A 12,894-nucleotide genomic window follows, 5' to 3' on the forward strand; every position below is an offset into this window, starting at 1 on the left:
GCCGAGGATGCGGGTGCGGCTGCGGGCGTCGCGCCGTAGGATCAGCGCACGCCCTCCGGGGCGCGACCCGACGACGACGTCGGGACGGACGACGAAGGAGTCGACCAGATCATGACCACGCACCCGCACGCCCTGCCCTCCCGCTCGACCCGCGCCTCCCGGGTGCCGGCCGCCTCCGCTGCTCGTCGCCCCGGCTACACGCCGGTGCGGAGCAGCCGCCGCGTGGCCGTCGTCACCGCGACGGGCCTCGTCGCCGTCGTCGCCGTGGGGCTGCTGCCGGTGCTCGCGCAGTTCGTCGGCTAAGGAGCTGCTGATCGGCGGGGCGCTGCTCGCCCCGTCGGTCGAGCTCGCTGCCCAGGCGTGACTCAGCAGTCACGCAGGAGTCGTCGGCGAGGCGCCGCTCGTCGGCGTCGGGCTGCTCAGAGGACGCAGAACTCGTTGCCCTCGGGGTCGGCGAGCACGACCCACGACGCGTCGACCTGACCGACGTCGACGCGCGTCGCCCCGAGCCCGATGAGACGGTCGACCTCGGCGGCCTGCTCGTCGCGGCTGTCGGGTCGGAAGTCGAGGTGCAGCCGGTCTTTCACGGTCTTGGGCTCGTCGACGTGCACGAACAGGAGGCCGGGCAGCACGTCGGGCGCGGGCCGGATCTCGGGCTCGTCGTCGCCCGTCGAGACGACCACCCAGCCGAGGGCCTCGGCCCACCAGGCGGCGAGGGCGGCGGGGTCGCTCGAGTCGACCACCACTTGTTCCCAGGTGAGAGCCATGCCGGTCAGCCCCGTCGTCTCAGGTCGCGCTCGTGAGCCGTCGGCTCAGGCGCTCTTGTCGTGCTCGTGGCCAGCGTCGTACTCGTCGTCGACGAAGTCGTCGGCCCACTTGTCGACGTACTCGTCGCCCGAGTCGCTCTTCGTGGCGAGTTCTTTCTCGAGCGCACCGTAGTTGGTGTCAGGGCTGAAGTATTTCAGCTCTCTGGCGACCTTGGTGTGCTTGGCTTTCTGACGGCCGCGCCCCATGCGTGACCCCCTCTGCTCTCGGCCCGGAAACGGTGTCGGACGAACCGGGTACAGCCGACAGATGACAGTTGCAAAACTGGACACGATCTTATCACGGGGCCCCGCCGCCCCCGTCCCCCCGACCGAGTGCTGTGCCGGGGGCGCGGGGGCGGTCGTCAGCGGGGCGGCGCGACGTCGTGGGTGGCCGCCCAGACCGCGACGGCGGCGGCCGCGGACCACGCCTGTGGGCGGCACGACGCCGGGTACGGCACCGGCGACGGCACTTCGCCGCGGTCGTCGCCGGAGTGCAGCTCGGGCATGCGGTGGTCGAACGACGGCGCCGCCGCGAGCAGGCCCTCGGCGAGGGAGCGCGCCTCGTCGTCGAAGCCCGCGCGCGCGAGGCCCGAGACCGCGACGGCGGTGTCGTGCGTCCACACGCTGCCCCCGTGGTAGCTCAGGGGCCAGAACCCCGCGGCGTCGCTCGACAGGGTGCGGAGCCCGAAGCCGGCCGCCAGCTCGGGCGACACGAGCCGGGCGGCGACCAGCGCCTCCTCGTGCTCGTCGAGCAGGCCGGTGCCGAGCAGGTGGCCCAGGTTGCTCGTGACGGTGTCGACCGGCCGCTTGGCCGCGTCGAGCGCGATGGCCGGGTAGGCCCCGGCCGCGTCGGAGACCCAGAAGGAGGCGCGGAACCGGTCGCGCAGGCGCTCCGCCCACGTGCGCCAGGCGGCGCCCCCGTCGCGCCCGAAGTGGTCGAGCAGGTCGGCGCCGTGCACCGCCGCCTCGTAGGCGTACGCCTGGACCTCGCAGAGCGCGATTGGCCCCTCGGCCAGGCGGCCGTCGTGCCACTGGACGCTGTCGCCGCTGTCCTTCCAGCCCTGGTTGGCGAGGCCGTGCCCCGTCTCGTCGACGTACTCGAGCAGGCCGTCGCCGTCGCTGTCGCCGCTGTCGCGCATCCAGGCGAGGGCCGCCTCCGCCGCGGGCAGCAGCGCCTCGACCTCCGCGTCGGGCAGGCCCCAGCGCCACGCGTCGTGCAGCAGGCAGACCCAGAGCGGGGTCGCGTCGACCGTGCCGTAGTAGAGCGGAGGCAGGCTGACGCCCTCGCCGGGGATGGTGAGGGTCTGCTGCCGCAGCTCGTGCATCACCTTGCCCGGCTGCTCGGCGGTGTCGGGCACGGAGGCGGTTCCCTGCAGGCGCGCGAGGGCCCGGAGCGTGCCCGCCGCGACCGTGCGGTCGAGCGGCAGGGTGAAGCGGGCCGCCCAGATCGAGTCCCGCCCGAAGAGCGTGAAGAACCACGGTGCCCCGGCCGCGTAGAACACGTCGCCGGGCTCGTCGGCGGTCGTCAGCCGCAGCGCCGCGAGGTCGTCGTGCGCCCGGTCGAGCCACCGGGCCAGGCGGTCGTCGCGCGGCGCCGGGTCGGGCTCGGCCCAGGCGAGCGGGCCCGCGACGCCGGCGACGACGGGGGAGGGGCGCGACGCGGTGAGGGCGAGGGCGACCGAGGCCGAGGCCCGGGGCGGCACCACCAGCCGCCACGTGGTCACGAGACGGGTGCCGTCGTGCTGCACCGCGCCTCCGGCACCGCCGTCGACGCCGGCCGCGTCGAGGGAGACGGCGACGCCGTCGGAGGTCCAGGAGGCGCGGGCGCCGTCGCCCGCGACCGTCACGTCGTCGGGGCGCCCGCCCGGCAGCCCGGCCTTGACCAGCTCGAGGGGGGCCGCGTCGGGCCGCAGCGCGAGCGCGACGGTCAGCGTCAGCTCGCGGTCGAGCCGCGACGTCACGGTCAGTCGGTCACGCATGCCGCCCACGTCGACCGAGCGCAGCACCGACAGGCGGACTCCGGGGTCGGCCCCACGGTCGTCGACGCCGCGCAGCAGCGACTCGACCCGCAGCGTCGACGCGTCGACGGCGACCGTCGCGACGGTCTCGGGCACGCGCCCGTCGACCGTCAGCGTCAGCTCGTCGACGAGGCGCACGTCGCCGAGGTAGAAGCCGTGCACCGCGGCCCGGCCCATCGTGCCGTCGTCGGACGACCAGGCCTGCGCCGGGGCGCGGAGCACGACGGTCTCGGCGGCGAGGAAGGGCTGGAGGCCGGGGTGCTCGGTGCTGGCCTGGTCGTCAGTCCTGGTTCGGTGCTCGGTGCCGGCCGGGTCGGCGGCTCCGTCGCGCTGGTCGGCGGGGCGGGGGTGGGCGGCGGTCTCGGTCATGTCGGTGCTCCGGGGGTCGGGGCGGGCGTGGGGAGGGGGCCGGCGGGGCTCACTCCTTCACCGCGCCGTCGCTGGCGTTCATGATGCGGCGCTGGAAGACGAAGAACACGAGCGCGACGGGCACGGTCATGATCGCCGCGGCGGCCAGCTTGATCGGGTACTGCGACCCCTGGCTGAGCTGCCCGGAGGCGAGGCTCGCGACGCCCTTGGTGAGGGTGGTCAGCTGGGGGGACTGGGTCGAGACGATGAAGTGCGAGAGCTCGTTCCACGAGCCCTGGAACGACAGGATGACGATCGTCACGAGGGCGGGCCGCGCCATCGGCAGCACGATCGACCAGAAGACCCGGAAGGTGCCGGCTCCGTCGATGCGCGCCTGCTCCTCGACGCTGCGGGGGATCGACTCGAAGAAGTTCTTCATGATGAAGACGCCCGCCGCGTCGGTCAGCAGCGGCACGATCATGCCCGAGTACGAGTCGTACATGCCGAGCTGGTTGATGACGAGGAACTTCGGGATGAGCAGCACCACGGTCGGCACGGCCATCACGCCGACGAGCAGCACGAAGATGAGGCCGCGCCCCCGGAACTGCAGCCGGGCCAGGGCGTACCCCGCGAGCGAGTTGAAGAACACGCGCCCGGCCGTCACGAACACCGTGACGACGGCCGAGTTGGCGAACCAGGTCGGGAAGTCGCTGTTGAGGAACAGCTGCCGGTACGCCGCCGTGGTCGCCGTGGCCGGGATGAGCGAGAGCGGGTCGGACGCGGCCTCGGGGTCGGTCTTGAACGACGTCGCGACGTTGATGAGGAACGGTGCGATGTAGATCACCGCGATCACGATCAGCACCGCGTAGAGCACCGAGGTGCCGACCACCCGGGCGGAGCTGCGCCGGGGCCGGCCCGCGGGGCGGGGAGCGGCGGGAGGCGCGGCGAGGGGGGAGGGCGCGGGGGTCGCGCCCTCGCGGGGCAGCGTCGCGGTCATCGCCCGGCTCCTGTCGTGTAGAGCGCCGTGCGGCGCGTCGAGACGGCGCGCTCGCGGAGCACGATGCGCTGCAGGATCGTGAGCGCGACGATGATGACGAAGAGCACGAAGGCGATGGCGGCGCCGCGGCCCCACTCCTGGTCGCTGAAGGCCGAGGTGTACGAGAGGTACGCCGGCGTGAGGGTCGTCTTCTGCGGCCCGCCCTGCGTGCCCGTGTAGATCTGGTCGAAGACCTGCCAGGTGCCGATGAGGCCGAGGGTCAGCACGGTGAAGAGCGTGGGTCGGAGCTGCGGGAGGGTGATGCTCCAGAAGCGCTGCCAGCCGTTCGCGCCGTCCATCATCGCGGCCTCCTGCACGTCGCCGCCGAGGTTCTGCAGCGCCGCGAGGAAGAGCAGCATGAACGTGCCGCTGGTCGTGAAGACGGCCATGAGGATGAAGGCCGACATGGCGACGGAGGGGCCCGCGAGCCAGTCCCAGAGGGTCACGCCGAGCGCGGTGTGCTCGGCGAGGAAGGCCGGCGGGCGGGTCACGCCGACTAGCGCGAGCAGGTTGTGGAGCACCCCGCTCGCGTCGTTGAACCAGGCCGGGCCCGTGATGCCGAGGAACGAGAGCGCCTTGTTGACCGCCCCGCTCTGCGAGAAGAGGAAGAGCCAGAGCACGGTGATCGCGACCGAGCTGGTCACCGACGGGAAGTAGAAGGCGGTGCGGAAGAAGCCGCGCCCGCGCAGCACCTGGCGGTTCACCAGCACCGCCAGCAGCAGCGAGACCGCCGTCTGGATCGGCACCACGAGCAGCACGTACCAGGCGTTGTTGCGGAGGCTGATGCCGAAGTCGCGCTCGGCGAGGCCGCCGCCCGAGAGGAGCTCGCGGTAGTTGTCGAGCCCGACGAAGCCGACGCCGGCGGCGAAGGGCGACCCCCGGCCCGTCCAGTCGGAGACGCTGACCCAGAGGGCCATGAGCACCGGGACGGCGAGGAACAGGCCCAGGATCACCAGGATCGGGGCGACGAACAACCAGCCAGAGAGGCTCTCCCCCCGCGTCGCGGCGCTGCGGCGACGCGGGGGCTTCGTGACGACGGCGGTCATGGTCGGCACCTAGTCGAGGATCGCGGCGAAGTTCTGCTGCGCGGACTCGAGGATCGTCCTCGGGTCGCCGTCCTCGAGCCCCGCGAGCTGCGAGTTGAAGTCGGCGATCACCGCGGCGGAGCCGTCCTGCGTCGGGACGCCCTGGGCGAACTCGACGGAGTCGAGGAAGGCGGCCTCGTCGGGGTTCGCGGACTTCCACTCCTCGGCGGCGGACTCGATCGACGGCATCACGCCGAAGGCATCGGCGAAGGCCAGCTGCTGGTCGGTGCCCGTGAGCTGCTCGACCAGCGCGACCGCCGCCTCCTGGTTGGGGCTGTCGGCGGCGATGCCCCAGCAGTTCGTGAACTGGAGGGTGCCCTGGCCGCCGGGGCCGGCGGGCAGCTCGGCCACCCGGTACGGGACGTCGGGGTAGTCGGCGCTCATCGCGCCGGCGATCCAGTTGCCCTCGATGGTCATCGCCGCGGCGCCGGTGCCGAAGGCCTCGCCGCCCCAGCCCGCGCCGAGGTCGCTCGAGTAGGCGGCGTCGCCGCTCGCGAGGAGTTCCTGCACGTAGGTGAGCGCCTCGACGTTCTCGTCGGAGTCGAGGGTCGCCTCAGTGCCGTCCGCGGTCGTCACGGTGCCGCCGGCCTGCGCCATGAAGGCGCCGACGCGGGCGTACTCGGGGCTGAACGCGAGGCCGACGTGGTCGGCCGTGGTGAGCTGGGCGGCGACGTCGCGGAGGCCGTCCCAGTCGGTGGGCACGTCGGCGTCGGTGAGGCCGGCCGCGGCCCACATGTCGTCGTTGATGATGAGGCCGAGGGTCGAGAAGTCCTTCGGGGCGCAGTAGAACTGGTCGTCGACGGTGAAGCTGTCGACGAGGGCGGGGTAGAAGTCGTCGGCGTTGCTGAGGCGGTCGCCGTAGGCGAGCAGGCTGCCGTTGCCAGCGAAGCCCGCGAGGGCGTCGGTGGAGAGGTAGAAGACGTCGGCGGGCTCGCCGGAGGCGAAGCCCTGGCTCAGCTGCTGCGGCAGGTCGGAGGCGACGCTCACCTCGGCGCCCGTGCCCGAGTCGGAGGACCAGGCGGCCACCGCGTCGGTGACGGCGGTCGCCTCGGCGTCGCCGCTGGCGGCGATGAGCACGCTGAGCGCGTCGTCGCTCGAGGTCAGCGCGCCGGAGGCCCCGGCCCCGTCAGAGGTGTCGCTGAAGCCGGAGCCGCCGCAGGCGGTGAGTCCGAGCACGGAGATCGTGGTGAGGGCGGCGGCTGCTGCCAGCCGGGCGGTGCGTCGTTGCATGAGGGGCCTCTCGTCGCGTCGTTGCGAGGTGGTGCGGTCGGGGGTGCTGTCGGGGGTGCTGCCTTGATCGTTCATATTTGATCGATCAAATCGGTGTCGTCAGAGTAGGCAGCGGCCCTCGCGGCTGTCAAGCACGACCGCGCGGAGCGGACGACGCGCTGGGGTAGCGTGACGGCAGGCCGGTCAGCGGGGCGGGCCGGGAGCGGAGGTGGGCGTGCCCTCGGTGCCGACACCGCGACTCCCCACGGTCAGCGACGTGGCCGAGGCGGCCGGCGTCTCGCGACAGACCGTGTCGAACGTGCTGAACGCCCCCGCCGTCGTGCGCCCCGACACCCGCGGCCGGGTCGAGAAGGCCATCGCCGACCTCGGCTACCGCCCGCACGCCTCGGCCCGTCGGCTGCGCACGCGGAAGAGCTCCACCATCGGCATCCGCCTCGACCCGGTGCAGAACGGCATCTCGGGAGCCGTGCTCGACAGGTTCCTGCACGCGGTGACCGAGCAGGCCGATCGACGCGGCTACCGGATCCTGCTCTACACGGCCGCGAGCCCCGCCGACGAGATCGCCCAGTTCGGCCGGTTGCTCGACGGGGCCGACGTCGACGGCTTCGTGCTCACCTCGACCTCGTTCGACGACCCCCGCACCGAGTGGCTGATCGCGGCCGGCGCCGAGTTCGTCACCTTCGGCCGCCCCTGGGGGCTCGACGACGTCGACGACCCCCGGCACCGCTGGGTAGACGTCGACGGGCGCCACGGCATCGGGTCGGCGACCCGGTCGCTGCTCGACGACGGGGCGCGGCGCATCGCCTTCGTGGGCTGGCCCGCCGAGTCGGGGGCGGGCGACGACCGGAGGCGCGGCTGGCGCGAGGCGATGGCGGCGGGGTCGGGGCTGCCGTCGGCGGCCCTCGACGCGCTCGACCTGCACCTCGAGGACTCCGTGGCGGTCGCGGCGGCGGCGGTGCGCGAGCTGCTCGACGCCGGCGAGCTCGACGCCGTCGTGTGCGCCAGCGACACCCTCGCGCTCGGGGCCTCGACGGTCGTCGGCCCCCGCGTGCGCGTCGTCGGCTACGACGACACCCCGGTGGCGGCGGCGCTCGGCTTCTCGAGCGTGCAGCAGCCCCTCGAGGAGGTCGCGACGGCCGCCCTGGAGCTGCTGCTCGACGGCGAGGCCGGCGCTGACCGGCGCGGTGGCGCGGCCGACGCGGCCGGTGCGGCGGCGGGTCGTCACCGCTTGCTGCGGCCGCGGACGGTGTGGCGCTAGGGGCTGACGACGCGGGCGGGTGCCGGGTCGGGCCCCGCGCCTCCCGGGGGTGCCTGACCTGATCGGAGAGGGATCCGGGGCGGACGCCCGCTGATGTGTCGAACTCCGGTGCGTACAGCGCCGATCACTCTCGAATCAGGAGGGTCGGCGGGGCGGGGTGGGGCGGGGTGGGGCGGGGTAGGGAAATGCCGACCATCGGGCCCGTAGAGGAGCCCTTGTACCTGACTTTCGCGGTGTTGCAGGGCCCGCGGTCGGCATCTGCCACAGGTGAGCCGGGGTGGCGCGGAGCGGTGCCTCGGGGAGGGGCGAGCGGGGGAAGGGGCGCGGTGTCGCGCAGCCGCCACTAGCGCTTCCGGCGCGAGGCGGCGCCGCCGGGGCTGTTGCGCGCGGTGGAGCGCGCCTTGCGGGCGGCCTTGGCGGCGGCGCTCCGCGAGCCCTTGCCCTTGCCCGCGGGGGCACCGGCCGAGCCGGCCCCCGCCTCGCCGTGCGGCGACGCCGGGGTGCGGACCGAGCCGGTGTCGGTCGTCAGGGGCTCGGCCAGCCCGAGGCCGACCGCACCGCCCTCGGCGGCCGCGCCGGCCCGGCCGGCGGGACCCGCGCCTCCGGCGCCCTGGGTCGCGGCCGCCGCGGTGCCGGCCGGTCCGAGCAGCTTGCGCGGCAGGGGGCGGATGGGCTCGCCGCGACGGTCCTGCCCGGGCACCGGCCGCGACCGACGGCCGTAGAGCACCTCGGACGAGTCGAGCAGCCACGGCACCAGCGAGATGGTGACGCCGTGCACGAGCATGAGCTTCTGGCGGATGCGCCGGCTCTTGTGGTTGTGCAGCGCCGCCTCCCACCAGTGGCCGACGATGTAGATCGGCGTGTAGACGGTCACGACCTCGCTGCCGTGCTCCTCGCGGTGCGCCTTGATGTACTTGATCAGCGGCATGCTGATGTCGCGGTACGGCGACGGCACGATGCGCAGCGGCACCTCGATGTTCTGCTCCGCCCACTGCCGCTGCAGCCGCGCGGTCGAGTCGTCGTCGATGCCGACGTGGATCGCCTCGAGCGACTCGTGCCGCGCCGCGATGGCGTAGTCGAGGGCCTTGAGCACGGGCTTCTGCATCGTGCCGACCAGCACGATCGCGTGGTCGCCGTGCGAGCCGAACTGCGTCGTCGCGTCGGGCTCGATCTCGACCAGCACGTCGCGGTAGTAGCGGTTCACCCCGAGCATCAGCGTGAACAGGATCGGCATGATGACGAAGACCAGCCAGGCACCGTGCGTGAACTTCGTCACCGTGACGACGATCAGCACCGACGCCGTCAGCAGCGCCCCGAAGGCGTTGATGCCGCGGGCCCGGTACACGGCACCGCGGTCGGCGCAGCCCTCGCGCAGCATGCGGGTCCAGTGCACGACCATGCCGGTCTGCCCGAGCGTGAACGACACGAAGACGCCGATGATGTAGAGCTGGATCAGGCCGGTGACGCTGGCCTGGTACACGAGCAGGATGGCGCAGGCCACCAGGGCCAGCACGATGACGCCGTTCGAGTAGATCAGGCGGTCGCCGCGCGTGTTGAGCGCCTTCGGCGCGTACTGGTCGCGGGCGAGGATCGAGCCGAGCAGCGGGAACCCGTTGAACGCCGTGTTGGCCGCGAGCAGCAGCACCGCCGCGGTGCACGCCTGGATCAGGTAGAACGGGATGCCGAACAGCGAGCCGCCGAACACCGCGCTCGCGATCTGCGCGATGAGGCTGCGCTGCGGCGTGCCCTCGCAGTCGACGAAGCCCTGCAGGTCGCAGGCGTCCTCGGCGTAGTGCACCTTCGCGATCAGCGCGACGGCGACGAGGCCGGCGAACAGCACGATGGCGATGCCGCCCATCAGCACGAGCGTCTTCTGGGCGTTCTGCACCTTGGGGCGACGGAAGGCCGGCACGCCGTTGGCGATCGCCTCGACGCCGGTCAGCGCCGAGCAGCCGCTCGAGAACGCCCGGAGCAGCAGCAGGATGAACGCGGCCTGCGTCAGCTGGTCGGCCTGGACCGTGTACTCGGCGCTCTCGGCCACGGGCGGGTCGCCGACGGCCGTGCGCACCAGGGCGATCACGATCATCACGAAGACGCTCGACACGAAGAGGTAGGTCGGCACGGCGAACGCCTTGCTCGACTCGCGGACTCCCCGCAGGTTCACCGCGGCCAGCACGATGACGAAGAAGACCGCCAGCTCGACCCGGATCGGCGCCAGCTCGGGCACCGCAGAGATGATGTTGTCGACGCCGGAGGCCACCGACACGGCGACCGTCATGACGTAGTCGACCAGGAGCGCGGAGGCCACGACGAGGCCTGCCTTCTCGCCGAGGTTGCGGTGGGCGACCTCGTAGTCGCCGCCTCCCGACGGGTAGGCCTTGATCAGCTGGCGGTACGACGCGACGACCACGAGCAGCAGCACGACGACCGCGACCGCGACCCACGGCGCGAGGGTCAGGAACCCCAGGCCGCCGATCAGCAGGATCATCAGCAGCTCCTGCGGCGCGTACGCCACCGAGCTCAACGGGTCGCTGGCGAAGATCGGCAGCGCGAGGTGCTTCGGCAGCAGCTGCCCCTCGAGCTTCTCGGAGGGGAGGGGTTCGCCGATCAGCCACCGCTTCGGCGACCGGACGTCGTCAGTCACGAGCGGCGACTCTACTCCGCGGCGAGGGACTGTCAACTCGGCGGCGACGACGTTCATTCCCGATCCGTCGGGCGGACTCCGAACCGTCTCGTACCGGGGGCTCCGGGCTCAGGGGAGGCGCGCCTCCGGCAGGTCGGCGACGGGCGTCGAGGAGTCGCGGGTCGGCGCCCCGGGGGAGGGCTCGGCGGGCGTCGCGGCGGGCGGCGTGCCCGGGGTGCCGGCCGCGGGGCGACGACGGGCGAGCGCGGGGATGGTCACGGCGACCATCGGGCCGATCAGCAGCGCCTCGAGGGCCGTGCCGATGCCGACCTGACCGCCGAGGAGCCAGCCGATCGCGAGCACCGTCACCTCGATCGCCGTGCGCGCGACGCCGATCCGCCAGCCCAGCCGTCGGTTGAGGCCGAGCATGAGGCCGTCGCGCGGCCCGGGCCCGTGGTCGGCGCTGATGTAGAGGCCGCTCGCCACGGCGAGCAGGGCGAGGCCGAGCGCGAAGGTGAGGCCCTGGGCCCACCACGCCGTCTGCTCGGGCAGCACCCGGAGCACGACGTCGGCGACCGGGCCGATCGTGATCGTGTTCGCGACCGTGCCAAACCGGACCCGCTGGCGCAGGGGGATCCACGCGAGCAGCACGAGCACGCTGGTCGCGACGACCACCACCCCGTACGAGAGGCCGGTCTGCGCGACGATGCCGGTCGACAGGACGTCCCACGGGGCGAGCCCGATGCCGGCCCGGACCATCAGCGCGAGGGCGACCCCGTAGAGCACGAGGCCGACGGCGAGGCGGGCGAGGCGCCCGAGGTGGTCGCCGCGGCGGAGGGAGGTCAGGGGGAGGCGGAGGTGCGGCACGTCGACGATCCAATCGGTCAGGTGGACTGGTCGCAAGGTGCCAATCGCCCTAGTGTGGCCGCATGACCACGGTGACCACCAGCGGACCGGCCGTCTCGTCGCGGGCCCTCGGCTCCCTGCTCGACTCGTGGCGCGCCTCCTCGGCTCCCGGCTACGCCGCCCTGGCGGACCGCGTCCGGCTGCTGGTCGTGGACGGGCGGCTGCCCGTCGGCACGCGCCTGCCGAGCGAGCGCGACCTGTCGGCCCACCTCGGGGTCAGCCGCACCACCGTCGCCGCCGCGTACGCGTCGCTGCGCGAGACCGGGCACGTGCAGAGCGTGCGCGGCAGCGGCAGCACCGTCCGGCTGCCGGCCCGGACGAGCCTGCCGCGCGCCTCGTCGTCGGCCGGGCTGCTCGACCTCACCAAGGCCGCGCTGCCCGCCGTCGACGGCATCGCCGAGGCCGCCCAGCGCGCCGCCGCGAGCATCGGCGGCTACCTCGCCGACAGCGGCTACGACACCGTCGGCCGCCCGGTGCTGCGCGAGGCGATCGCCGAGCGCTACCGGGCCCGCGGCCTGCCGACCGACGCCGAGCAGATCGTCGTCACCCTCGGGGCGCAGCACGCCATCGCCCTGCTCGCGCGCGTGCTCGTCGGCCGGGGCGACCGCGCGGTCGTCGAGGCGCCCGGCTACCCGCACGCGTTCGAGGCGCTGCGCGGCGCGGGCGCGCGGCTCGCCCCCGTCAGCGTGACCGTGCGAGACGGGTGGGACGAGTCGGCCCTGCTCCAGACGCTCCGGCGCACCAGCCCGACGATCGCCTACCTCATGCCCGACTTCCACAACCCGACCGGGGCGACCATGCCGGCCGACCAGCGCGTGCGCGTGCTCGAGGCCGCGGCGGACGAGGGGACGGTCGTCGTCGCGGACGAGACGATGGCGGAGCTGCGGATCGGGGGCCCGCTCGGTGTGGGCCCGCTCGGCGGGGGCTCCCTCGGGGGCGGGCCCCGCGCCTCCTCGCCGTTGCCGATGGCGGCCTACGGGCCCGCCGTGCTGATCGGCTCGGCGGGCAAGTCGCTCTGGGGCGGACTGCGGATCGGCTGGATCCGCGCCGAGCGCCCCCTCGTCGACCGCCTGGTGCGCGCGCGGTCGGCGGGCGACCTCGGCACCCCGGTGCTCGAGCAGCTGATCGTCGCCGACCTGCTCGGCGACATGGAGGGGATCCTGGAGGCGCGGGCCGGCCAGCTGAGACGGGGTCGCGACCGCGTCGTGGCCGGGCTGCGCTCCGCGTTCCCCGGGTGGCAGGTGCCGTCGCCGGCCGGCGGGCTCACGACCTGGGTGGCCCTCGGGGCGCCCGTCAGCTCACAGCTCACCTTCGCGGCCCGGCAGCAGGGGCTGCTGCTCGCCGCGGGGCCGATGTTCGGCGTCGACGGCGCGTTCGAGCGGTTCCTCCGCGTGCCGTTCTCGTACCCCGACGACGAGACCGACCGGGCCCTCGCGGCGCTCGCCGCGGCGTGGGAGGGGATCGACGGCGTGCAGGTGCCCCGCGGTGCGGTGATGGCGGAGGTCGTGTAGCCGCGTTCCCAGAGAGACTGACGACAATGGAGGGGTGCACGACGTGCACGTCCTCCTCATCGGCCTTCACCAG

The 12,894-nt window shown here is 73.7% G+C and carries 11 protein-coding genes; 3 read left to right on the forward strand and 8 right to left on the reverse strand.

Features of this window, described 5'->3' with window-relative positions; translation table 11 throughout:
- The first annotated feature begins 111 nt into the window (after positions 1–111).
- The gene (locus FHR77_RS15270; protein WP_167261721.1) at positions 112–303 is read left to right on the forward strand and encodes a hypothetical protein; all 192 of its coding nucleotides are present in this window, start codon (positions 112–114) and stop codon (positions 301–303) included.
- Positions 304–419: 116 nt separating this feature from the next.
- On the opposite strand, the gene FHR77_RS15275 is transcribed toward FHR77_RS15270, so the two are convergent.
- From FHR77_RS15275 to FHR77_RS15300, 6 genes are all read right to left on the reverse strand, one after another.
- Positions 420–767 carry a VOC family protein gene (locus FHR77_RS15275; RefSeq protein ID WP_056051834.1) on the reverse strand — a complete coding sequence of 116 codons (348 nt, stop codon included), beginning with the start codon at positions 765–767 and terminating at the stop codon, positions 420–422.
- A 45-nt stretch (positions 768–812) separates the two neighbouring features.
- The gene (locus FHR77_RS15280) at positions 813–1,013 is read right to left on the reverse strand and encodes a DUF3073 domain-containing protein (protein WP_056051837.1); all 201 of its coding nucleotides are present in this window, start codon (positions 1,011–1,013) and stop codon (positions 813–815) included.
- Between the two features lie 155 nt (positions 1,014–1,168).
- Positions 1,169–3,193 carry a glycogen debranching N-terminal domain-containing protein gene (locus FHR77_RS15285; protein ID WP_167261723.1) on the reverse strand — a complete coding sequence of 675 codons (2,025 nt, stop codon included), beginning with the start codon at positions 3,191–3,193 and terminating at the stop codon, positions 1,169–1,171.
- A 49-nt stretch (positions 3,194–3,242) separates the two neighbouring features.
- Positions 3,243–4,169 carry a carbohydrate ABC transporter permease gene (locus FHR77_RS15290; protein WP_167261725.1) on the reverse strand — a complete coding sequence of 309 codons (927 nt, stop codon included), beginning with the start codon at positions 4,167–4,169 and terminating at the stop codon, positions 3,243–3,245.
- Positions 4,166–5,254, reverse strand: coding sequence for a carbohydrate ABC transporter permease (locus tag FHR77_RS15295; RefSeq protein WP_167261727.1), 1,089 nt, complete (start codon positions 5,252–5,254; stop codon positions 4,166–4,168). Before FHR77_RS15295 ends, FHR77_RS15290 begins: the two co-directional genes overlap by 4 nt.
- A 9-nt stretch (positions 5,255–5,263) precedes the next feature.
- On the reverse strand, positions 5,264–6,523 hold the full coding sequence (locus FHR77_RS15300; protein ID WP_167261729.1) for a sugar ABC transporter substrate-binding protein: 1,260 nt from the start codon (positions 6,521–6,523) through the stop codon (positions 5,264–5,266).
- 214 nt (positions 6,524–6,737) lie between these two features.
- On the opposite strand from FHR77_RS15300, the gene FHR77_RS15305 reads away from it, so the two are divergent.
- A complete protein-coding gene (locus FHR77_RS15305; RefSeq protein WP_341777410.1) occupies positions 6,738–7,781 on the forward strand; it encodes a LacI family DNA-binding transcriptional regulator in 1,044 nt (347 codons plus the stop codon).
- Between the two features lie 343 nt (positions 7,782–8,124).
- Here the strand turns inward: FHR77_RS15305 and FHR77_RS15310 are convergent, their stop codons facing one another.
- Together FHR77_RS15310 and yczE are read right to left on the reverse strand one after the other, a co-directional pair.
- Entirely contained in the window at positions 8,125–10,392 is a 2,268-nt protein-coding gene (locus tag FHR77_RS15310; protein ID WP_243861953.1) for an APC family permease, read from the reverse strand.
- A gap of 141 nt (positions 10,393–10,533) precedes the next feature.
- Positions 10,534–11,307, reverse strand: coding sequence for a membrane protein YczE (gene yczE / locus FHR77_RS15315; RefSeq protein ID WP_208381103.1), 774 nt, complete (start codon positions 11,305–11,307; stop codon positions 10,534–10,536).
- Between the two features lie 26 nt (positions 11,308–11,333).
- Between yczE and yczR the strand changes: the two genes are divergently transcribed.
- A complete protein-coding gene (yczR, locus tag FHR77_RS15320; protein ID WP_167261733.1) occupies positions 11,334–12,821 on the forward strand; it encodes a MocR-like transcription factor YczR in 1,488 nt (495 codons plus the stop codon).
- The last annotated feature ends 73 nt before the right edge of the window (positions 12,822–12,894 follow it).

The organism is Frigoribacterium endophyticum, from assembly GCF_011759585.1.
In the GTDB taxonomy this organism is placed as follows: domain Bacteria; phylum Actinomycetota; class Actinomycetes; order Actinomycetales; family Microbacteriaceae; genus Frigoribacterium; species Frigoribacterium endophyticum.